Annotated in this window: 18 protein-coding genes and 1 tRNA gene; 10 read left to right on the plus strand and 9 right to left on the minus strand. The window is 73.0% G+C overall.

What is annotated here, in order from left to right; translation table 11 throughout:
• Positions 1-493 precede the first annotated feature (493 nt).
• From H288_RS0120070 to H288_RS0120100, 7 genes are all read right to left on the minus strand, one after another.
• A tRNA-Ser gene (locus tag H288_RS0120070) sits at positions 494-585 on the minus strand.
• Between the two features lie 12 nt (positions 586-597).
• Positions 598-1,458 carry a glycosyltransferase family 2 protein gene (locus tag H288_RS0120075; protein ID WP_020094366.1) on the minus strand — a complete coding sequence of 287 codons (861 nt, stop codon included), beginning with the start codon at positions 1,456-1,458 and terminating at the stop codon, positions 598-600.
• The gene (gene lysA / locus H288_RS0120080; RefSeq protein WP_020094367.1) at positions 1,455-2,723 is read right to left on the minus strand and encodes a diaminopimelate decarboxylase; all 1,269 of its coding nucleotides are present in this window, start codon (positions 2,721-2,723) and stop codon (positions 1,455-1,457) included. Before lysA ends, H288_RS0120075 begins: the two co-directional genes overlap by 4 nt.
• A 165-nt stretch (positions 2,724-2,888) precedes the next feature.
• Complete coding sequence (locus H288_RS0120085) at positions 2,889-3,236, minus strand: hypothetical protein (protein ID WP_020094368.1); 348 nt, start codon at positions 3,234-3,236, stop codon at positions 2,889-2,891.
• 168 nt (positions 3,237-3,404) lie between these two features.
• Positions 3,405-3,707 (minus strand): hypothetical protein, encoded by a 303-nt coding sequence (locus tag H288_RS0120090; protein WP_020094369.1) that lies wholly within the window; start codon positions 3,705-3,707, stop codon positions 3,405-3,407.
• Positions 3,708-3,850: 143 nt separating this feature from the next.
• Complete coding sequence (locus H288_RS0120095) at positions 3,851-4,573, minus strand: hypothetical protein (RefSeq protein ID WP_042671737.1); 723 nt, start codon at positions 4,571-4,573, stop codon at positions 3,851-3,853.
• A gap of 168 nt (positions 4,574-4,741) precedes the next feature.
• The gene (locus tag H288_RS0120100) at positions 4,742-5,368 is read right to left on the minus strand and encodes a DUF1134 domain-containing protein (RefSeq protein ID WP_020094371.1); all 627 of its coding nucleotides are present in this window, start codon (positions 5,366-5,368) and stop codon (positions 4,742-4,744) included.
• Positions 5,369-5,525: 157 nt separating this feature from the next.
• Here H288_RS0120100 and H288_RS33540 point away from each other — a divergent pair, with 157 nt between their 5' ends.
• The gene (locus H288_RS33540; protein ID WP_020094372.1) at positions 5,526-6,104 is read left to right on the plus strand and encodes a YHS domain-containing (seleno)protein; all 579 of its coding nucleotides are present in this window, start codon (positions 5,526-5,528) and stop codon (positions 6,102-6,104) included.
• On the opposite strand, the gene H288_RS0120110 is transcribed toward H288_RS33540, so the two are convergent.
• Positions 6,085-6,957 (minus strand): 3'(2'),5'-bisphosphate nucleotidase CysQ, encoded by an 873-nt coding sequence (locus H288_RS0120110; protein WP_020094373.1) that lies wholly within the window; start codon positions 6,955-6,957, stop codon positions 6,085-6,087. The two genes, H288_RS33540 and H288_RS0120110, sit on opposite strands and share 20 nt — an antisense overlap.
• A gap of 72 nt (positions 6,958-7,029) precedes the next feature.
• A complete protein-coding gene (locus tag H288_RS0120115) occupies positions 7,030-10,035 on the minus strand; it encodes a bifunctional [glutamine synthetase] adenylyltransferase/[glutamine synthetase]-adenylyl-L-tyrosine phosphorylase (RefSeq protein WP_020094374.1) in 3,006 nt (1,001 codons plus the stop codon).
• A 407-nt stretch (positions 10,036-10,442) separates the two neighbouring features.
• On the opposite strand from H288_RS0120115, the gene H288_RS0120120 reads away from it, so the two are divergent.
• The 9 genes from H288_RS0120120 to H288_RS0120160 all read left to right on the plus strand — a co-directional run bounded on the left by H288_RS0120120 (position 10,443) and on the right by H288_RS0120160 (position 20,308).
• On the plus strand, positions 10,443-11,153 hold the full coding sequence (locus tag H288_RS0120120) for a histidine phosphotransferase family protein (RefSeq protein WP_020094375.1): 711 nt from the start codon (positions 10,443-10,445) through the stop codon (positions 11,151-11,153).
• Between the two features lie 104 nt (positions 11,154-11,257).
• Positions 11,258-14,014 (plus strand): hybrid sensor histidine kinase/response regulator, encoded by a 2,757-nt coding sequence (locus H288_RS0120125; RefSeq protein WP_020094376.1) that lies wholly within the window; start codon positions 11,258-11,260, stop codon positions 14,012-14,014.
• A gap of 133 nt (positions 14,015-14,147) precedes the next feature.
• Complete coding sequence (locus H288_RS0120130; protein WP_020094377.1) at positions 14,148-14,666, plus strand: chemotaxis protein CheW; 519 nt, start codon at positions 14,148-14,150, stop codon at positions 14,664-14,666.
• Between the two features lie 11 nt (positions 14,667-14,677).
• The gene (locus tag H288_RS0120135; protein WP_012320961.1) at positions 14,678-15,070 is read left to right on the plus strand and encodes a response regulator; all 393 of its coding nucleotides are present in this window, start codon (positions 14,678-14,680) and stop codon (positions 15,068-15,070) included.
• Positions 15,071-15,128: 58 nt separating this feature from the next.
• Positions 15,129-16,340, plus strand: coding sequence for a chemotaxis-specific protein-glutamate methyltransferase CheB (gene cheB, locus H288_RS0120140; protein WP_020094378.1), 1,212 nt, complete (start codon positions 15,129-15,131; stop codon positions 16,338-16,340).
• Positions 16,337-17,200, plus strand: coding sequence for a protein-glutamate O-methyltransferase CheR (locus H288_RS0120145; RefSeq protein WP_020094379.1), 864 nt, complete (start codon positions 16,337-16,339; stop codon positions 17,198-17,200). The genes cheB and H288_RS0120145 overlap by 4 nt, the downstream gene beginning before the upstream one ends.
• Before the next feature lie 248 nt (positions 17,201-17,448).
• Positions 17,449-18,027, plus strand: a complete 579-nt coding sequence (locus H288_RS0120150) for a hypothetical protein (protein ID WP_234081375.1) — start codon at positions 17,449-17,451, stop codon at positions 18,025-18,027.
• A 119-nt stretch (positions 18,028-18,146) separates the two neighbouring features.
• Positions 18,147-19,163, plus strand: a complete 1,017-nt coding sequence (locus H288_RS0120155) for an asparaginase (RefSeq protein ID WP_026605119.1) — start codon at positions 18,147-18,149, stop codon at positions 19,161-19,163.
• Positions 19,164-19,510: 347 nt separating this feature from the next.
• Entirely contained in the window at positions 19,511-20,308 is a 798-nt protein-coding gene (locus H288_RS0120160; RefSeq protein WP_020094383.1) for a tetratricopeptide repeat protein, read from the plus strand.

The following is a 20,308-nucleotide window of genomic DNA, read 5'->3' on the forward strand; positions in this document are numbered from 1 at the left end:
CTTCGCCCTCGTGCGCGCGCTCCTGTTCAGTGCGGCTCCTTCGGACGCGACCACGCCCATGTCAGCCGGTGCCGAAGCCGGCGTACCCGCCTGGACGCCACCCGGACGGAGCAATCCGACGCGCATGCCGGGTGACATCATCCCGCCTCCGGATCGCAGGCAGCACGACGGCACCGGCGCGGCGTGGTTCTCGGAGTCGGTACCTACGCTGACGATCTGGCGACCCGGGCAGTCAGGTCTCGCAGAGAATGCTGCCGAAGCAGGATGCGACGGTTCGGTCGATCACATTTCTTCGGACGGAGCTCTTCGCAAGCGAGCCAGGAAGCAGTCGTTCCTCCGCTCAAGCTCGAATCACACGCCGTCGTGACGATCGGGCGCGCCGAGTGGGCATTCCTTCGGCCGTTGGCCGAGCCAGTTTCCGCGGGGAGAAATCAAAACTCGACGTGCGGAAAATCGCTGTCACTCCAGAGACTTAGATCGAGTTGAGCGGTGCTGGCGGAGACGGAGGGATTCGAACCCTCGATACCCATTTCTGGGTATGCTCATTTAGCAAACGAGTGCCTTCAGCCGCTCGGCCACGTCTCCGGCGCTCTGGCTCTAGAAGGTCGGATCCGGCGGGTCAACCCGATCCTGGCGGGCGGCGGCCACGCGGCGGCGCTCGACGTGCTTGGCGACGCGCAGATGCCGCGAGATCGCGTAGTTCATCGCCGTCAGGAAGCCGTAGGTGCCCCGCACGAAGTGGCGGCGGCCGAGATAGGCCTTCAGGAAATTGCCCGGCAGCTCGACGAACACCCGCCAGGTCGGGATCACCACGCCCCGCGACTCCAAGTCGTCCGCCTGCTGGTCGGAGTAGCGGTTCAGCTTGTCGAGCTGGTCGCCGAGCGAGCGCACCGAGAAATGATGGATCACGCCCCGGAGCCGGCCCGGCTTCACCCCCGGTTCCAGCGCCACCCGGTCGTGGACCGGCGAGGCGGCGTAGCGGCCCCGATCCTTCCGGTAGAGCCGGACCGGCGTCAGCGTGTAGGCGAGCGGGTGCGGCCGGCCCTCGCCGGGGAAGATCTCGGCGATGCCGATCCGCCACGCCGGCCGGCGCGGCTCGCCCGCGGCCCAGAGGCCCCGGATCTCCCGGGCCAGCTCCGGCGGCACCACCTCGTCGGCGTCGAGGTTCAGGAGCCAGACGTGCCGGCACTGCTCCTCTGCGAAGCGCTTCTGCGGGCCGTAGCCCGGCCAGGGATGGTGCAGCACCCGCGCGCCCAGCGACTCCGCCAGGGCCTGCGTGCCGTCGGTGGACCCGGAATCGACCACGACGAGGTCGTCGGTCAGGCCGCGGACCGCCCGAAGCGTCGCGCCGATCCGGTCCACCTCGTTGTGGGCGATGATGAAGACCGACAGCGGCAGGGGCCCGTCGGGTCCCGGGAGCGGCCTGGGGGCGGCGGCGCCCTCCGGAGCGCGGCTCACGCCAGCCAGTCCGGCACCCGGTCGAGGGCGATCAGGGCGTCGACGTCGAGGCGCGGGCGGACCACCGCCGCGCGGTCGCCCCGCACCAGAACCTCCGGCACCAGCGGCCGGGTGTTGTAGGTGCAGGACTGCACCGCCCCATAGGCGCCGGCGCTCATCACGGCGATCAGGTCGCCGGGCCTCACCTCCGGCATCTCGCGGTTGAGGGCGAGGTAGTCGCCGCTCTCGCAGACCGGGCCGACCACGTCGGCGACGAGGCGCGGCGTCTCGGGACCCGGCTCGATGACCGGCCGCAGGCCGTGATAGGCCTCGTACAGGGTCGGGCGGATCAGGTCGTTCATCGCCGCGTCGACGATCACGAAGGTCCGCCCCTCGCTGTGCTTCACGTAGAGCACCCGCGTCAGCAGGATCCCGGCATTGCCGACGATCATCCGGCCGATCTCGAAGACCGGCCGCAGGCCGAGCGGGGCGAAATGCGGCCGCAGGGTCGCCGCCAGCGCGGCCGGGTCCGGCGGCGGCGCGTTGTCGTCGCGGTAGGGGATGCCGAGGCCGCCGCCGAAATCGATGTGGCGCAGGGGATGGCCGGCCGCCAGCAACTCCCGGGCGAGGCCGGCGAGCAGCCGGGCCGCGTCGGCGAAGGGCGCCAGATCGGTGATCTGGCTGCCGATATGCATGTCGACGCCGTGCACCGCGATCCCCGGCAGGGCGGCCGCAGCGGCGTAGACAGCCGGCGCCCGGGTGATCGGGATGCCGAACTTGTTCTCGTACTTGCCGGTGGAGATCTTGGCGTGCGTGCCGGCGTCCACGTCGGGGTTCACCCGGACCGAGACCGGCGCGCGGAGGCCGAGGCCCACCGCCACCTCGGACAGGACCGCGAGTTCCGGCTCACTCTCCACGTTGAAGCAGAAGATGCCGGCCCTCAGCGCGGCCTCCATCTCGGCGCGGGTCTTGCCGACTCCCGAGAACACGATCTTGCCGGGGTCCACGCCGGCCGCCAGGGCCCGCTGCAGCTCGCCGCCGGAGACGATGTCCATCCCGGCGCCCCGGGCCGCGAGGGTCCGCAGGACGGCCTGGTTCGAGTTCGCCTTCATGGCGAAGCAGACCAGCGCGTCGTCGGCCGCGAACGCCTCCGCGAAGACGCGGAAGTGCCGCTCCAGCGTGGCGGTGCTGTAACAGTAGAACGGTGTGCCGACCTCCGCGGCGAGGCCGGTCAGGTCGACATCCTCGGCGTGCAGGCGGCCGTCGCGATAGTGAAAATGGTGCATCTCGGCCGTGTCTCGTCGCCGTATCTCGTCCCGCCGGAGCGCGGGCTGTTTCCCGTGAAACACTCCGCCGCCGGCCGCGGCGGGCGCGCGCCGGTGGCGGGGTCCGACCGAGTCCGAGCGGGGCCACCGGGCGCGGCACCGCGACGGCGTGCCGGCCTCCGCCCTCTACAGCAGCGGATCCAGAATGAAAGGCTGCTTCGGCACCCGGTAGCCGCGCCGCGCGCCGCGGCTGGTCTCGACCGGCGCCTCGGTGCCGCCCGGCGGGACCGCCGCCGCGGAGAGCTCGTCGCCGGCGCGCACCGAGGCCGGGTCCGGCTCCGGGGCGCCGCCGCCGAGGCCGACCGAGACCGGCAGCGTCCGCCGCCCGGTCGGCGCGTCCGCACCGGCCTGCGCACCCGCCCGCGGGGCCGCCGTCTGGGGCGGCTCCAGCGCACCCCGCCGCCCGCAGGCGGAAGCCGCCAGGGCCACGAGGCCGGACACGGCGAGGAGTTTCAGGGCGGGTTTCGACAACATCGCGCGAGGGTCCGGCGGGCTCGGCACCGGCACGCGAGGGCCGGCGGGAGCGCTACCTTAGCCGTTGCCGCGTCCCGGCGCGAGCGCCCGTCCGCCACAGGCCGGCCGCGGCGCACGGTTGGGGCCCGTTCCCGCGGTTCCCGGCCCGGCCTCGACAGCCGGGAGGCGTCAGCCCCGCCGCTCCTTGCCGCCCTGCGAGCCCTGCCGGTTCTTGGCGGGGGCGTTCTGCTGCTGCTCGGCCTCGTAGGCGTCGATCGCCCGGCGGCAGTTCTCGCTGAGCTTCTTCCAGTTCTTCTGGAAGCAGGCATCGGTGGCCGGATCGTCGGGGGCCAGGTTGCCGCAATAGGTCAGGTAGTCCCCGGTGCAGTACTTCTTCAGGGTCTCGTTGCCGCGCTTCGTCTGCTGCGCGGCTGCCGGCAGCGTCAGGGCAACGGCCGCCGCGACGGCGAGGACGATCGGCTTCAGGCGCATGGGTATCCGTACCATCTGTCGAACTTGTGAATGCAGGACGCGTCGGCGATGCGATGATGCCTTTGCGTGGTCGAAACAAGGCAGTCATCGCAGGTTTTCGGTTGCGTTCCGGTCGCCAAACCCCGTTTCGGAGGTGGATCGGCTCAGACCCGCTCGGGTTCCGGCATCGCCGCCGCGGTCCGCGGCATCCGGCCCGGGGCCGTGAGGGCTTCGGCAACCTCGACGATTCGCCGGCGGAGATCGGCGTTCTCGCGCTCGATGCCGGCCTGCCGGTCCGGCGACAGGTTTCCGGCCCGGTCGTGGCGTTCGTTCTGGCGGTCGGCCACGGTCAGGGCCAGAGCTTCCTCGGCCGCCTTCAGGCTCGCGCGCAGGTCGTCGCGCTCGGCCGCCAGCGCGGCGGCGTCCGGTGCCGGCGCCGCGCCCTGCCGGAGCGCCAGGAGACTGTCGAGCAGGTCGGCATGGGCGTCCTCGAGAGCCTGGAGCGTGGCGAGGCTCGCGCTCCCGTCCTCCCGCGCCAGCGTCAGCTCGGTCTCCAACTCCCGGGTCTTGGCCTGGGCCTGGGCGATCTCGGCGTCGCGGGCAGCGACGTCGCGCGCCAGGGCGGCGACCCGCATCGTCCCGGCCCCGATCGCCGCCATGTCGGCCTGCCGCCGCGCCTCGACGGTCTCGACCCGGCGCTCCAACCGGCGCTGCTGCACGGCAAACTGCGCGCGCAGGAAGTCGCGCTCGGCGGCGATCTCGGCCGGCGACAGGGGCAGGCGCGCCTCGGCCCGCCGACGCTCCAGGCGCGCGGCGCGGGCATTCAGGGCCGGCAGAAGCAGCAGGCCGCACAGGCTCGCCGCCAGGAAGCCCAGCGCGAAGATCATCACCGTTTCGATCACGAGGGTGCAGCCCGCGCATCCGGCCGGAAAACCCGACCCAACTCCACTCTAGCCCAGGTTGGCCGCGAGGGTGAAATCCCGCGGGGCCGGTCAATCAGAACGCGTTCCGACGCCGTCCCGGATCAAAGCCGGCTCAGGCCGGATCAGGCCGGATCAGAACGGGTTCCACGTCGGCTCACGGGTGAACTTCAGATAGCCGACATTGATCCCGAGCCGCGCGCCGACGCCGCTGCGGATCGGCACGACGATGACCCGGTCGTTGACCACCGCGGTCATCCCGAAGCCGCCCACCAAGTAGGCGGAGCCGTCGACGCCGGCGAAGCGGCGGTACAGGTCGCGCACGTTGGGCAGGTTGTAGACCAGCATCATGGTGCGGGCGCCGTCGCCGCCGACATCGAAGCCGAGGGACGGGCCCTGCCAGTAGATGCGCCGCTTGCCGGCGTTGCGGGTGTAGAGCGTGCCCTCGCCGTAGCGGACGCCCGCCACCACGGCGCCGCCGCCCTCCTGGCCGAGGATGTAGCCGTTGGGCTCGCCCCAGCGCCGGCCCGCCTCCTCGACGGTGAGCGCGAGGCCGCGCGACACCGTGCCGAAGAACCGGTGGCCGGATTCCACGATCTCGCCGGGACGGAAGGTCTCGGGCGTGTCGAGATCCTCGCCGGCCGCGCGGGCCGCGCCCGCGGCGCCGAGGAGAGAGCCGCCGAGGGGCGCACCCAGCGCCAGGCCGAGGCCCGCGCGCAGGAGGGTGCGGCGGTCGGTGCCGCGATCGTCTCGTGCCGTCATCGTTGCCTCCTCGCCCGGTTCGATTAACGGTTCGTGCGATGGACCTGAGCCGCTCTGTCCCGCCGGGCCGGCAGAGGCCGCGCCGGGCGGATGAGTCGGACCAGCTTCTGAGGGAATCCGCAAGATGTGGTTAACGCGTCCTGACCCCGCAGTCCGCATGGCCGGGCGGTCGGGCGCGGGCGTCCCGCGTGCGGCGCTCACGCTCGCGCGGGCGGTGGGGCTGTCAGCCGCGCTGTCAGCCGCGCTGGCGGCCCTGCCGGCGGTGGCCCCCGGCCGCGCCGCCGCGGAGGAGGGCCTGACGGCCCGGACGCGGATCGAGCTGCTGACGCTCAACGGCTTCGACCCGGTCAGCTACTTCCTGGAGGGCGGGCCGCAGGCCGGTCTGGCCCGGTTCGAGCTGTCCTGGGGCGGCCAGGTCTGGCGCTTCTCCAGCGGCGCCAACCGCGCGGCATTCCGGGACGACCCGCCCGCCTACGCGCCGCGCCTCGGGGGCTACGACGCCGCCGGGATCCTTGATGGCCGGCTGGTGGACGCCGATCCCCTGGTCTTCGCGGTGATCGACGAGCGCCTCTACCTGTTCCGGGATGCCGGGCGCCGCGCCCGGTTCCTGGCGGAGCCCGGCCTGGCCCGGCAGGCGGAGGCGGCCTGGCCGGCCGTGCGCCGCCTGCAGGATGTCCCGCCCGACGGCTCGCCCGACGCCTCGCCCAACGTGCCGCCTAGGGATGCGCCGCGCTGAGCGCCGCCGCCGGCCGGTCGCTCGCGCGGGCCGGCAGGGCGAGCCGCGGGGCCAGGGCGGGGTCCCCGAGGGCCGCGAAGGGACCGTTGCGGTGATCAGGTCCGTGCTGGCCGTAGCGGATCGGGCCGCCGCCCGGCACCACCACGCAGCCGCCCGCCGCCGCGACGATGTGGTCGCCCGCGGCCGTGTCCCATTCCATGGTCGGGCCGCAGCGGACGTAGATGTCGGCCTCGCCTGCGGCGATCAGCCCGAACTTCAGGGCGGACCCGACCTGGCGCGTCTCCACCACCGGCAGCGCCGCCAGGCAGGTGGCGGTCTCGGGATCGCCGTGCCGCCGGCTGCCCAGGGCGACGAGGCCCGTCCCCGGCGCCGCCCGCGCGCGGACCGGACGCCCGGACCCCGGCCGGCCCGCGATCACGGGGCCCTCCAAGGTCGTAGGGCCGGCCCACCAGACGCGGCCGAGGCCGGGGGCGGCCAGCGCGGCCGCCACCGGGCGGGCGCCAGACACCAGCGCGATGTTGACCGAGTAGTCCGGCGTCCCGGCGAGGAAGTCGCGCGTGCCGTCCAGGGGATCGACGAGGAAGAAGAGATCGGCGGGGCGGGTCGCGTCGCTCTGGGCGCGCTCCTCGGCCACGACCGCGATCCCGGGGAAGCGCCCGGCGAGGGCCTCGACGATCAGGTCCTCGGCCTCGACGTCGGCAGCGCTGGAGGGTGAGCCGTCCGGCTTCAGGGCGTGCGGGCAGGGGCCCCGGTGGTAGCGGCGCAGGATCTCCCCCGCCGCGCAGGCGATCTCGGCGAGCGCCGCGGCGATCCGCTCACGCTCCGGTCCCGAGATCGTCACCGCGCCCGTCATGATGCCTCCCGACACCGCCCTGAATGCCCGAGCGGGGGGGGAATGTCGACGGCCACTGGCCGGAGCGCCGCCTCATCGGCGCTCCGGCAGCTCCCGCGCGGCGGCCGGCATCCGAACCGTCCGCCGGATCCGCGCCAGCAGGGCCTGGCTCCGGCGGCGGTGGCGGCGCAGCTCCGCCGCGAGGCCGCGCGCGTCCGGGAGGCCCACCGCCTTGGCGATCTGCTGGGACGCGGTCTCGGACGGTTCCGCGGCGGGATCGGTCATCACGAGCCGCTGCCACTGGTAGACGGCGTCGAGGAAGCCGTAGGTCTCGGCGAGGGCCTCGCCCGCCGCCGCGGGCAGGAGGCCGCGCGCCGCCGCCTCGCGGAAGAGCGACTCCGCGCCGAGGCCGATGCAGCCGGGCCAGTCGCGTGCCTGGCTCAGCACGATGGCCTGGGCGAGGAAGTCGAGGTCGAACAGCGCGCCGGGGGCGAGCTTCAGGTCGTAGGGGCCGGCATGGCCCCGCTCCCGCGCGACCAGGGCCCGCATCGCGCCCGCCTCGGCGCAGACGGCGGCGGTCTCGCGCGGCTGCCGGAGGATCCCGGCGATCGCGGCCGTGACGTCGGCCGCCAGGGTGGCGTCGCCGGCGACGACCCGGGCACGGGCGAGGGCCATGTGCTCCCAGAGCTCCGCCTCGCCGCCGTGATAGGCCGCGAAGCCGCTGAGCTGCACGGCGGGCGGGCTGTGGCTGCCGTAGGGCCGCAGCCGCAGGTCGACCGCGTACAGCCGGCCGCGCCGCGTGGCCGTGGTGAGCGCCGCGAACACGCGCTGCGCCAGCCGGTTGTAGGCCACCACGGCGTCGAGGGGGCGCCTGCCGTCGCTGGTGCGGTTCTCCGGGTCGAAATCGTACAGGAACAGGAGGTCGAGGTCGGACTCCGCGCTGAGCTGGCGGGATCCGAGGCGGCCGAGCGCCAGGATGCAGCAGCGGCCCGCCGGCACCGCGCCGTGGTCCAGGGCGAACCGGCGCTCCTCCGCCTCCAGGCTCAGCGCCACCGTGGCCTCGGCGATCGCCGCGTAGGCCTCCCCGGCCTGGCGCGGGGTGAGGATGCCCGACAGCAGGCGGGCGCCCGTAACGAAGGCCATCTGCCGGGTGGCGTCCCGGCAGCGGTCGAGGCTCTCCTCGTGGCTCGCCGGCTGGCCCAGGAGCGACCGGTACTGCGCGCGGACCTCGTCGGGATCCGTGGTCGGCGTCACGAAATCGGCGTCGAGCACGGTGTCGAGGACGTGCGGGCTCAGGCCGACCGTGTCGGCGAGGCGCGGCGCCGTCCCCAGGATGTCGGCGAACAGCAGGCGCAGGCGCTCGTGCGAGCGCAGGATGGCGAGGAGTTCGGCCACCGCGGGCATCCGCGCGAAGGCCCGGTCGAGGGCGAGGAGCGCCGCGTCGGGGTCGGCGGTGCCGCCGAGCGCGCGCAGCAGCGCCGGGAGCATCTCGGCGAGGATCTCCCGGGCCCGGCCGGTCCGCAGGGCCGGGCGGCGCCCAAGATGCCAGCCCTGCACGGTCTCCCAGGCCAGGGGCGGATCCCGGAACCCGAAGGCGCCGAGCCGCGCCAGGGTCTCGGGATCCGGCTCGCTCTCGCCGAAGACCAAGGCGGTGCCGTCGGCGCCGGCCTCCGGCTCCGCCTCGAACAGCAGGGCGTAGTGCGCCTGGACCCGGCCGGCATGGTGGAGCAGGGCCGCCTCGAAGGCCGGCAGGTCGGGGAAGCCCGCGAACAGGGCGAGCGCGGTCAGCGCCTCGGTCCCGGTGGGCAGGCGCTGGGTCTGCTCGTCCCGGATCATCTGGATCCGGTGCTCGAGGGTGCGCAGGAACGCGTAGGCCGCGGAGAGCTCGTCCCGGGCCCGCCCGTCGATCCAGCCCTCCGCGACGAGCTCGCCGAGCATCGCCACGGTCCGGCGGCCCCGCAGGGCCGGCTTGCGGCCGCCGAAGACGAGCTGCTGAGTCTGGACGAAGAACTCGATCTCCCGGATGCCGCCGCGGCCGATCTTGATGTCGTGGCCGCCGACCGCGATGGTCTCGTGGCCGCGGACCATGTGGATCTGCCGCTTCAGGGCGTGGATCTCGGCGATGGCCGGGAAGTCGAAGTGCCGGCGCCAGATGAACGGCGCGAGTTCCGCCAGGAAGGCCTCGCCGGCCGGGATGTCGCCGGCGATCGGCCGGGCCTTGATGAAGGCCGCGCGCTCCCAGTTCTGGCCGAGCGTCTGGTAGTAGTCGAAGGCGAAGCCGGTGGAGAGCGCCACCGCGGTCGAGCCCGGGTCCGGCCGCAACCGGTAGTCGATGCGGTGGACGTAGCCGTCGGCGGTCCGGTCGGCTAGGAGCTTCACCAGCCCCTGCGCCAGCTTGACGAGGAAGGGCTTCGGATCGCCGCCGGTCGCCGCGGCGGCGGGCTCGGCCTCGTAGAAGACGACGAGGTCGATGTCGCTGGAGTAGTTCAGCTCGCAGCCGCCGAGCTTGCCCAGGCCCAGGACGATCAGGCCCGACCCGTCCTGCGGCGCCTCCGGATCTTTGGGCCGGTACCGCCCGGCCGCCATCCCCTGCCGGAGGAGCGCCTCGACCGCCCCGCTCACCGATGCGTCGGCGAAGGCCGACAGGGCGCCGGTCACCGCGTCGAGGTCCCAGCGGCCGCCGAGATCCGCCAGGGCGACCAGGAGGGCGTGGGCCTCCCGGTTGGCGCGCAATTGCCGGCCGACCTCGGCAAGGTCGGGATTCGCCCCACAGGCGGCGCTGACGGCGCGCTGCCGCGCGATGATGTCCCGGCTCGCCGCGTCCGGCGGCTGATCCAGCAGGGCGACGAGCCGCTCGGGCGACCGGGTGGCCGCCCGCCACAGGAAGGGGGAATGATCCGCCAGGCCCAGGAGCAGCTCCCGGCAGGGCGGTGTCAGGAAGCCGGCCGGCAGCGCCGGCGCGAGCTCGGCGAGCCGGGCCCCCGCGGCGTCCGGGTCGGCGAGCCCGAGCCGGGGGCGCAGGCGCGCGCGCAGCGTCTCGGCTGGCTCGGCGGCCGCTCTCTTTGCCGATCCGTTCGGGAGACCGGTCTCATCTCTCATGCCGCATCCTCCCTGGCGCGACGGGGCCGGCATCGTAGCCGACCGGGCCGCCCGTGTCCGGTCCGGCGCGCACGGCTTGCGGCGCCCGCCGCGCGTTCACGATGCGGCCAGGACCGGGCAGCGGCGACGCGTTCGCGGCCGCGCGGGCCCGGAATCGGGGGCCGTCCCGGCCTTCCGTCCGATCCGGTAACGCTTTTCAAAGCCGACCGTGGCGTCTATCCGTGCGGACCGGTCGTCGCCCCCGGTCCGGCCCGCGGGCCGCGCGGGATCCCTTCGGGCGACTCGATCGCCGCAGGGGCGGCCGAGGACTGGGCGGCCGAGAACCGGGCGGCCGGGAACCGGCAGCCCCGACCGGGGCCCCGGCCCGCAGACGTCCGCATTTCCGATCCGCCCGCCCGGAGCGCACCATGTCCTCCCCGACCTCGCCCACCCTGACTCTCGACGGCCTCGACCTCGCCGCCTTGCTCTGCTCCCGCGTCTGCCACGACGTGATCAGCCCCGTCGGCGCGATCGTGAACGGGCTCGAGGTCCTGGAGGACGACCAGGACGAATCGATGCGGACCTTCGCCCTGGAGCTGATCGGGAAGAGCGCCCGTCAGGCCTCGGCGCGGCTGAAATTCGCCCGCATCGCCTTCGGGGCCGCCGGCTCGGCCGGCGCCTCGATCGACCTCGCCGACGCCGAGAGCGTGGCCAAGGGCATGTTCTCCGACGAGAAGACCAAGCTGACCTGGAGCGCCCCGCAGGCGCTGTTCCCGAAGAACAAGGTCAAGCTCCTGCTCAATCTCGTGATGGTCGCCACCTCGGCGATTCCCCGGGGCGGCCTGATCGACGTCGTCGTCTCCGGCGACGGCGAGGCGCCCACGCTGGTGCTGAAGGCCAAGGGCTCGCATGCCCGCATCCCGCCCCACGTCGAGGAGCTGATGGCCGGCAGCCCCGAGAGCGGCACCGTCGACGCCCACGGCATCCTGCCGTTCTACGCGGGCCTCGTGGCCCGGGCCGCCGCCATGGATGTCCGCTTCGCCATCGAGGGCGATGAAGTGACTATCACCGCCACGCCCGCAGTGATCGACGCGTCCGAAGACTCCGATGGAGAAGCTTCGGACACGGCGCTGGCGTGAAACTCTGAAAAAGGTGCCGCGCGGGGCCGGGATGGAAACGCTTCCCTAACCCCGCGCGAGTAAGTAGGTTGCGCGAGACCTTCTCCGCGTAACGAGTAGCGCCTATGGACGACCTGCTTCGCGAGTTTCTGACCGAGAGCGGGGAGCATCTCGACACGGTCGATGCAGAATTGGTTCGATTCGAGCAGGATCCGAACAACGAGACTATTCTGCGGAACATTTTCCGACTCGTGCACACGATCAAGGGAACCTGCGGGTTCCTCGGACTCCCGCGGCTGGAAGCTCTGGCGCACGCCGCCGAGACCTTGATGGGTCGCTTCCGTGACGGGCTGCCCGCCACGTCGGATTCCGTCACCCTGATCCTGCTGACGCTGGACCGGCTGAAGGCGATCCTGGCCGATCTGGAGGCCACCGGCACGGAGCCCGCGGGCTCGGACGACGACCTCATCTCCGCCCTGGAGCGCATGGCCGAGGGCTCGCCGGAGCCGGAGGCCGCCGCCCCGCCGCCGCCGCCCGAGCCGGTCCTGCCCGATCCGGTGGTCCGCGAGCTGAAGCCCGGCGAGGTCTCCCTGGACGACCTAGAGGCCGCCTTCCTGGCCGCTCCTGGTCCGGACGAATCGGACTTCCTCCCGCCGCCGGCCCCCGTGGCCGCGATGCCCGCCCCCGCGGCCGCCGTCGCCCCGGCGCCCGCGCCCGTCGTCAGCGCGGCGCCCAAGGCCGAGAAGAAGCCCGAGCCCGTCGAGGCCGAGAAGACCGAGAAGGCCGAGCCGGCGCGCGCCGAGAAGGTCGAGGGCGCCGAGGGCGAGACGACCGCCGCCGCCAAGAACCAGACCATCCGGGTGAACGTCGACACGCTCGAACACCTGATGACGATGGTCTCCGAGCTGGTGCTGACCCGCAACCAGCTCCTCGAGATCGCCCGCCGGCACGAGGATTCGAGCTACAAGGTTCCGCTGCAGCGCCTGTCGCACGTCACCGCCGAGCTGCAGGAAGGCGTCATGAAGACGCGCATGCAGCCGATCGGCAACGCGTGGCAGAAGCTGCCGCGCGTGGTGCGCGACCTCTCGGCCGAACTCGGCAAGCAGATCGACCTCGTGATGGTCGGCAACGAGACCGAGCTCGACCGCCAGGTCCTCGAGGTCATCAAGGACCCGCTGACCCACATGGTCCGCAACTCGGCGGATCACGGCCTCGAATCGACCGCCGAGCGCGTGGCGGCGGGCAAGCCCGCCCGCGGAACGATCCGCCTCGCCGCCTACCACGAGGGCGGCACGATCACGATCGAGATCGCCGACGATGGCAAGGGCCTGAACCTCGCGGCCATCCGCAAGAAGGCGGCGGAGCGCGGCCTCGCCTCCCAGGCCGATATCGAGCGGATGACCGACGCCCAGGTCGCCAAGTTCATCTTCCACGCCGGCTTCTCGACGGCGGCGGCGGTGACCTCGGTCTCGGGCCGCGGCGTCGGCATGGACGTGGTCAAGACCAACATCGAGACCATCGGCGGCCTGATAGACATCGCCACCACCGCGGGTCGCGGCACCACCTTCACCATCAAGATCCCGCTGACGCTGGCGATCGTGGCCGCCCTGATCGTCCGGGCCGGCGAGCACCGCTTCGCCCTGCCGCAGGTGGCGGTGCTGGAGCTGGTCCGGGTCGATGCCGGGGCGCAGCGGGTCGAGCACATCAACGGCGCGCCGGTGCTGCGCCTGCGCGAGCGGCTGCTGCCGATCGTCTCGCTCACCGGCCTGCTCGGCCAGACGAGCCCGGGCGCGGAGACGGACCAGGCCGGCTTCGTGGTGGTCGCCCAGGTCGGGCGCGAGCGCTTCGGCATCCTCGTCGACGAGGTCTTCCACACGGAGGAGATCGTCGTGAAGCCGATGTCGGTGAAGCTGCGGCACATCCCGATGTTTGCCGGCAACACGATCCTCGGCGACGGCGCCGTGGTGCTGATCGTCGATCCGAACGGCGTGGCCCGTCAGGTGGCGCAGGGCGTCCAGGGCAGCGGCGGCCACATCGACGCCGACGCCGACGAGGCGGTCGAGATGACCGACACTAAGACCACGCTCCTGGTGTTCAAGGGCGGCCAGGGCAGCTTCAAGGCGGTGCCGCTGTCGCTGGTCACCCGTCTCGAGGAGATCGAGTGCGCCAAGGTCGAGTGGCTTGGCGGCCGCGCGCTGATCCAGTACCGCGGGCGCCTGATGCCCCTGGTCCCGGCCGACGCGGCGATCACCATCAAGTCGGAGGGGACGCAGGCCCTGGTGGTGTTCTCCGACGGCGAGCGCGCCATGGGTCTCGTGGTCGACGAGATCGTCGACATCGTCGAGGAGCGCCTCGACATCGAGATCGCGGCGGACCGGTCGGACCTGATCGGCTCGGCGGTGCTGCGGGGCCGGGCGACCGACATCATCAACATCGCCCACTTCCTGCCGCTGGCCTACGACGACTGGGCGCGCGGTCTCAAGCGGCCCGAGCAGATCTCCACGGTCCTCCTGGTCGACGACTCGGCCTTCTTCCGCGACATGCTGAGCCCGGTGCTGAAGGCCGCGGGCTACCAGGTGGTCACGGCGTCGAGCGCCGAGACGGCCCTGTCGACCCTCCAGTCCGATCCGCAGATCGAGGTGGTGGTCACCGACCTGGAGATGCCGGGTCGCAGCGGCTTCGACCTCGTCGCCGCGATGCGGCGGGCCGAGCCGCGCCTCGCCGGGCTCCCGGTGATCGGCCTCACCGGCGCGATCGGCGCCGACGCGGTGGAGAAGGCGCGGGCGCTGGCGATCAGCGACCTCGTGGCGAAGTTCGACCGCAGCGGCCTGATCTCGGCGCTGGCCGAGATCGGCGCCGCCACGGTGTCGAAAGCCGCCTGAGCCGCCGCGCCGCCCGCCCCGGGCGATCGACCCCGGCCGATCGCTCCAAGCCGATCGACCCAGGCCGATCGACCCAAGCCGATCGACCCAGGCCGATCGCGACGATCGCGACGAACGAATCCGGAGAGTTCCGATGCAGGCTGCCAACGCCAACACCAGCGGCGCCACCACCAACGGCGCCGAGACCGGCGCCACCGACGACTTCGTCACGGTCTTCGTCGGCGAGACGCTGTTCGGCCTGGCGATCGAGCGGGTCCACGACGTCTTCGTCCCGTCGGGCGTGACGCCGGTTCCCCTGGCGCCGGCCGAGATCGTCGGCCTGCTGAACCTGCGCGGCCGGGTCGTGACGGCCATGAGCCTGCGCCGGCGCCTGGGCCTGCCGGACGCGGAGGCCGAGGCGGACGGCAGCAAGGCCAGCCCGAAGATGGCGATCGGCCTGGAGCAGGCCGGCGAGACCTTCGCGCTGGTGGTCGACGGCGTCGGCGAGGTGCTCAAGCTCGGCGCCGACAGCCGCGAGGCGGTGCCGATCAACCTGGATCCGCGCTTCCGCGACCTCGCCACCTGCGTCCACCGCCTCGACGGCCGGCTCCTGGTGATCCTCGACGTGGACGCGCTCCTCGGCTTCACGCCCGCCGGCGCCAAGGCGGCTTGAGGGAGAGGTCGATGAAGGCGCCCCACGAGACCACCTGCCTGGTGGTGGACGATTCCGCGGTGATCCGGAAGGTCGCCCGGCGGATCATCGAGGATCTCGGCATGAATGTCAGCGAGGCCGAGGACGGCAGCGCCGCCCTCGAGGCCTGCGCGGCCAGCATGCCCGACGCCATCCTGCTCGACTGGAACATGCCGAACATGGACGGCTACGCGTTCCTCCAGGCTCTGCGCCAGAGCGAGGGCGGGGGCGCGCCGAAGGTCCTGTTCTGCACCACCGAGAACGACGTCGGGGCGATCGCCCGCGCCCTCCGGGCGGGGGCCGACGAGTACATCATGAAGCCCTTCGACCGCGACATCCTGACGGCCAAGCTCGAACAGGTCGGTCTCGTCGCCGACGCGGCCTGATCGCCTGTTCCCTGACCCGCGGCCCGAGCCCCGCGACCCTGCACCCGAGGCAATCATCATGGCCCTGAGTCCCGCGGTCGCCCCGCTGCGCACGCCGCCAACCCAGAGCACGACCTCATCGGCCACGGCGATCCGTGTGCTCGTGGCCGACGACTCGGCCGTGGTGCGCGGCCTCGTGGCCCGCTGGATCGGCGAGGCCGGATTCGAGCTCGTCGGCACAGCTTCCAACGGCCGGATCGCCCTGGAGCTGATGGCCAAGCACGACCCGGACGTGGTCCTGCTCGACATCGAGATGCCGGAACTCGACGGCACGACCGCGCTGCCGCGCATGCTCGCCATGAGCCCGAGCGTGCAGGTCGTGATGATGTCGACCCTGACGACGCGCAACGCCGATATCTCGCTGAAATGCCTCGCCCTCGGCGCGGTGGACTACATCGCCAAGCCGGAGAGCAGCCGCGGCGTCACCACCTCGGACACGTTCCGGGTCGAGCTGATCGAGCGCGTCCGCGTGTTCGGCTCCGCCCGCGCGCGTGGCCGGCGCCCGGCCGCCGCGCCCGCCGGCCACGCGCCCGGGTACCACGCCGCGCCGGCGGCCGCACCGGCCGCGGTGCATCCGGCGCCGGCCGCGGCGGCGCGCCCGGCGACCCCCTTCACGCTGCGGCCCAAGGTCCGCAACCGGACCCAGCCCCGCGCCCTGCTGATCGGCTCCTCCACGGGCGGCCCGCGGGCCGTGGGCGAGATGCTGGAGGGCATCGGCGCGGCCGCCCTGCGGCGCCTGCCGGTCCTGATCGTCCAGCACATGCCGCCGATCTTCACGGCGGTCTTCGCCGAGCACCTGGCCACCCGTACCGGGCTCCCAGCGGCGGAGGGCAAGGCCGAGGAGCGGGTCGAGCCGGGCCGCATCTACGTCGCCCCGGGCGGCCGCCACATGGGGCTGGCCGGCGGGGCCGGCGGCCCGATCATCAAGCTCACCGACGGCCCCCCGGTGAACTTCTGCCGCCCCGCGGTCGACGTCCTGTTCAAGGACGCGGCGGTGGTCTTCGGCGCCGCCACCGCGACCGTGATCCTCACCGGCATGGGCTCGGACGGGACCAACGGCGCCCGGGCGCTCACCGAGGCCGGCGGCCCGGTCCTCGCTCAGGACGAGGCCACCAGCACGGTCTGGGGCATGCCGGGCAGCGTCGCGCGGGCCGGGCTCGCCGAGGCCGTGCTGCCATTGCCCGAACTCGCGACGGCGCTGCGCGCCCTGATCACGGGGCAGCCGGCATGACCGAGCTCGAGTTCGAATTCCTGCGCACCTTCCTGAAGCAGCGCTCCGGCCTCGCGCTGACGCCGGAGAAACGCTACCTCGTGGAGAGCCGGCTGACCCCGGTCTGCCGCCGCTTCGGCCTCGCCAGCCTCGGCGACCTGATCGGCGCCCTCAAGCTCGCCCAGAACAGCACGATCGAGCGGGCCGTGGTCGAGGCCATGACCACGAACGAGACCTTCTTCTTCCGCGACCGGATCCCCTTCGACCTGTTCCGCGACACGCTCCTGCCGGACGTGCTGGCGCGCAATGCCGGCCGCCGCCGGCTGCGGATCTGGTGCGCGGCGGCCTCGACCGGGCAGGAGCCGTACTCGCTGGCCATGCTCCTTCAGGAGGCGGCGCCGCGGCTCGCCGGCTGGCAGGTGGAGATCGTCGCCACCGACCTGTCCACCGAGGTGATCGAGAAGGCCAAGCTCGGGCTGTACAGCCATTTCGAGGTCCAGCGCGGCCTGCCGGTGCAGTGGCTGATCAAGTACTTCACCCAGGTCGGCGAGCAGTGGCAGATCGCTCAGAGCCTGCGCAGCATGGTGGATTACCGCCAGCTCAACCTGCTGCACAGCTTCGCCTCGCTGGGCCAGTTCGACGTGATCTACTGCCGCAACGTGCTGATCTACTTCGACGCGCCGACCAAGTCCGACGTCCTGGCGCGGCTCGCGGCGCAGCTCGCCCCGGAGGGCGCGCTCCTGCTCGGCGCCGCCGAGACGGTGATCGGCCTGACCGACCGGCTCTCGCCGAACCCGAAGCACCGCGGCCTCTACGGCCACGCCGAGGCCGCGGCGCGTCCGGCCGAGGCGCCGCCGCTGCGCATGGCCGCGAGCCTCTGAGCGGCGCGACCGGGATCCCTGGTCGTGCCCCGGCTCCGGGCCGTCCCCGAGTCCGCCAGCGCGACGGGAATCCGGGCGATCCCGGAAACGCGGCCTTAAGAACCGCGTGGGTAATTTGCACACGGACCCGCCGCCGGGCGAATCCGGCTCATCCGTGACCCGAGCCCCCCATGAGTACCGTCTCGTCCACCGCGACAGCACAGCTCGCCGCGCAGCGATGGTCGCCGCCTGCGTCGCCCCAGACCCGGATGTCCAACACGATCAGCAGCGCGCTGTCGGCCGGCACGATCAGCAGCACCGACGCGACGGCCCTCGCGGGCGCCTTGAGCAGCATCGATAGGAGCCTGTCGTCGACCAGCGCTGCCTCGACCAGCGCGACGAGCCGGTCCGGGCTCGACCCGTCCTCGATGAAGGACCGGATCGACGGCCTGATCGCCGATCAGGTCAGCAGCGGCAGCCTCACCGCCGACCAGGCCACGGAGCTGAAGAACCTGTTCGCCAGCCACGGCCGGAGCACCCAGAGCGCGGACGCCACTGGCGACGGGACTGGCGACGTCGCCGGCCCGGACGGCCCGCCGCCGGGGCCCCCGCCCGGCCCGGCGCCGACGGACGCTGCGGGCAGCGCCGGGAGCGGGGCGTCGGTCTCCGCGTCGGCCTCGACCTCGACTTCGACCTCGACCACCGACGCGGCGCGCACGACGAACGACCTGCTATCCACCTTCATCCAGCAGCTCCAGAGCGGCCAGTCGGGCCGCGTCGGCTACGGGGCGAGCGGCACCGCCAACAGCGGCGCCGTCTCGGCGCTCCTCCTCGACTTCCGCAGCTGAGGCCGGGGACGCGCCCGGCGGGCCTCCCGCCCGGTGCATCGCCCGCCTGCGCGCGGCCGGGGTCGACCCCGGCCGCGCGACGCGGCATCACAGCGCCGGACAAGCTCGGGAGAGACGGCATGGCGGCAGGAACGGGAACCGGATTGCCCAAGGTCGCGTTCATCGGCACGGGCGGGACGATCTCGTCCCTCGGCCGCGATGCCCTCGACATCCTCGACTACACCGCCACCGACCGGCGCCTCGAGGCCGGCGCGATCCTGGACGCGGTTCCGGAACTCGCGACGGTCGCCGCGGTGGTGCCGGTGCCGTTCCGGGCGGTCCCGAGCCCGGCGATCGGGTTCGCCGAGTGGCGCGACCTCGTCCAGCTGTGCGAGCGCCTCGCGGCCGAGCACCCGGACCTCGCCGGCATCGTCATCGGGCACGGCACCGCCACCCTGGAGGAGACCGCCTACGCGCTCAGCCTCACCCTGACGGTGGATCTGCCGGTGGTGCTGGTCGGCTCGCAGCGGCCGATGAGCGCCCTCTCCACCGACGCCAAGCTGAACCTCGTGGCGGCCGTGCGCACGGCCGCGGCGCCCGCCTCCCGCGGGCGCGGCGTGCTGGTGGTGCTCAACGACGAGATCCAGGCGGCCCGCGAGGTGACCAAGACCTCGGTGGCCCGGCTCCAGACCTTCCGGACCCCGGATTTCGGCGTGCTCGGCCACGTCGACGGCGAGTCCGTCCGCTACTACCGCCGCTCCGAGCGGGCGCACGCGCCGGGCACGCCCTTCGACATCCGGACCCTGCCGGCGCTGCCGCGGGTCGACGTCGCCTACGGGTACGCCGACGCCGACGGCACCGCGGTCCGGGCCTTCCTGGCCGCGGGCGCGCGCGGCCTCGTCGCGGCCGGTCTCGCGCCGGGCATGACCGCGCCCGCCGAGGCCGAGGCCCTGGAGGCGGCGGCGGCCGCCGGGATCGTGGTGGTGATGTCGACCCGGGCCGGCAGCGGCGTGGTCCCGCTCACCACCCGGCTGCGCAGCCGCGGCATCCTCAGCGCCGACAACCTCACCCCGCAGAAGGCCCGGATCCTGCTCGCCCTGGCGCTGACCGTCACGGCGGAGCCCGAGGCGGTGGCGCGGCTGTTCGCGACCTACTAGCGACGCGTCCCGGGACCGGTCGCCCGCCCCGCCGAGCCCTCAACGCCTCCTTCCGGCCGGTCCCGCACGGTCCCCGCCGCGCGCGAACCCTGTCGCGGCCCGTGGCGCGCGCCGGCGATGTCGGCCGACCATGCGGGCCGCATGTGCGATTTGGTCCAGAAAGTCCTGCCGGGCCCGGATAGGTCAAGGATCAGTCCGGTGCAGTCCAGCCGAAGGGTTTTTCGCCCGTAAGACTGTCAGCGGACGAAGAAGGTTCGGGAACACGCCTTCAGCATTGCGGAAGATGCTCGGGATCGGCTTCCGCGCAGGGCATGACCGTTCGCGTGCCCGCACAGGGATTCACGGCCATGCGCGCGACATCCATCGTCTCCATGTCTCTGGCGCTCTCGGTCCTGTCCGGGCTGGGCGCACAGGCGGAGACCGCCGGGAGCCTCTCCACGACGACGGCCGTCAGCGGCAGCGCCGCCGCGATGTACAATCTCGGAATCCTCTACATCAACGGCCAGGGCGTGAAGCAGGATTTCGGTACGGCCGGACGCTGGTTCGAGAAGTCGGCCGCCGGCGGTGACGTCGACGCCATGCTCAACCTCGGCAGCCTGTACTACAACGGCCAGGGCGTGAAGCAGGACTACGCCGCCGCGGCGGCGTGGTTCGAGAAGGCCGCCCTGGCGGGCAACGCCGAGGCCATGAACAACCTCGGCAGCCTCTACGATGCCGGCCAGGGCGTGACGCAGGACTACGCCACCGCGCGCAGTTGGTACGAGAAGGCGGCGGCCGCCGGCGCCGCGTCGGCCCTGTACAATCTCGGCCTACTCTACGCCAACGGTCAGGGCGTCGGGCAGGATTACGGCGCGGCCGCGTCCTGGTTCGGGAAGGCCGCCGCCGCCGGCAACGTTGACGCGATGAACGCCCTCGGCAGCCTGCACCTCAACGGTCAGGGCGTGAAGCGGGACGCCGCCGCGGCCCGCCGCTGGTTCGAGCGGGCGGTCGCCGGCGGCAACGTGGACGCGATGAACAATCTCGGTTTCCTCTACGTCAACGGTCGCGGGGTGAAGCAGGATTTCGAAGCCGCCCGGCGGTGGTTCGAGAAGGCCGCCGGCGGCGCCGCGGCGGCGAACATCCCCGGCGACATCGCGCTCCGCTAG

The organism is Methylobacterium sp. 285MFTsu5.1 (assembly GCF_000383455.1).
Classification (GTDB): domain Bacteria; phylum Pseudomonadota; class Alphaproteobacteria; order Rhizobiales; family Beijerinckiaceae; genus Methylobacterium.

What these genes read in the sequence shown, in the direction of transcription:
- H288_RS0120135 (WP_012320961.1), top strand. Translation starts at nt 14,678, where the DNA reads ATGAAGGCGCCCCACGAGACCACCTGCCTGGTGGTGGACGATTCCGCG.
- H288_RS0120120 (WP_020094375.1), top strand. Translation starts at nt 10,443, where the DNA reads ATGTCCTCCCCGACCTCGCCCACCCTGACTCTCGACGGCCTCGACCTC.
- H288_RS0120155 (WP_026605119.1), top strand. Translation starts at nt 18,147, where the DNA reads ATGGCGGCAGGAACGGGAACCGGATTGCCCAAGGTCGCGTTCATCGGC.
- H288_RS33540 (WP_020094372.1), top strand. Translation starts at nt 5,526, where the DNA reads ATGGCCGGGCGGTCGGGCGCGGGCGTCCCGCGTGCGGCGCTCACGCTC.
- cheB (WP_020094378.1), top strand. Translation starts at nt 15,129, where the DNA reads ATGGCCCTGAGTCCCGCGGTCGCCCCGCTGCGCACGCCGCCAACCCAG.
- H288_RS0120150 (WP_234081375.1), top strand. Translation starts at nt 17,449, where the DNA reads ATGTCCAACACGATCAGCAGCGCGCTGTCGGCCGGCACGATCAGCAGC.
- H288_RS0120145 (WP_020094379.1), top strand. Translation starts at nt 16,337, where the DNA reads ATGACCGAGCTCGAGTTCGAATTCCTGCGCACCTTCCTGAAGCAGCGC.
- H288_RS0120090 (WP_020094369.1), bottom strand. Translation starts at nt 3,707, where the DNA reads ATGCGCCTGAAGCCGATCGTCCTCGCCGTCGCGGCGGCCGTTGCCCTG.
- H288_RS0120115 (WP_020094374.1), bottom strand. Translation starts at nt 10,035, where the DNA reads ATGAGAGATGAGACCGGTCTCCCGAACGGATCGGCAAAGAGAGCGGCC.
- H288_RS0120100 (WP_020094371.1), bottom strand. Translation starts at nt 5,368, where the DNA reads ATGACGGCACGAGACGATCGCGGCACCGACCGCCGCACCCTCCTGCGC.
- H288_RS0120130 (WP_020094377.1), top strand. Translation starts at nt 14,148, where the DNA reads ATGCAGGCTGCCAACGCCAACACCAGCGGCGCCACCACCAACGGCGCC.
- H288_RS0120125 (WP_020094376.1), top strand. Translation starts at nt 11,258, where the DNA reads ATGGACGACCTGCTTCGCGAGTTTCTGACCGAGAGCGGGGAGCATCTC.
- H288_RS0120160 (WP_020094383.1), top strand. Translation starts at nt 19,511, where the DNA reads ATGCGCGCGACATCCATCGTCTCCATGTCTCTGGCGCTCTCGGTCCTG.
- lysA (WP_020094367.1), bottom strand. Translation starts at nt 2,723, where the DNA reads ATGCACCATTTTCACTATCGCGACGGCCGCCTGCACGCCGAGGATGTC.
- H288_RS0120095 (WP_042671737.1), bottom strand. Translation starts at nt 4,573, where the DNA reads ATGATCTTCGCGCTGGGCTTCCTGGCGGCGAGCCTGTGCGGCCTGCTG.
- H288_RS0120110 (WP_020094373.1), bottom strand. Translation starts at nt 6,957, where the DNA reads ATGACGGGCGCGGTGACGATCTCGGGACCGGAGCGTGAGCGGATCGCC.
- H288_RS0120085 (WP_020094368.1), bottom strand. Translation starts at nt 3,236, where the DNA reads ATGTTGTCGAAACCCGCCCTGAAACTCCTCGCCGTGTCCGGCCTCGTG.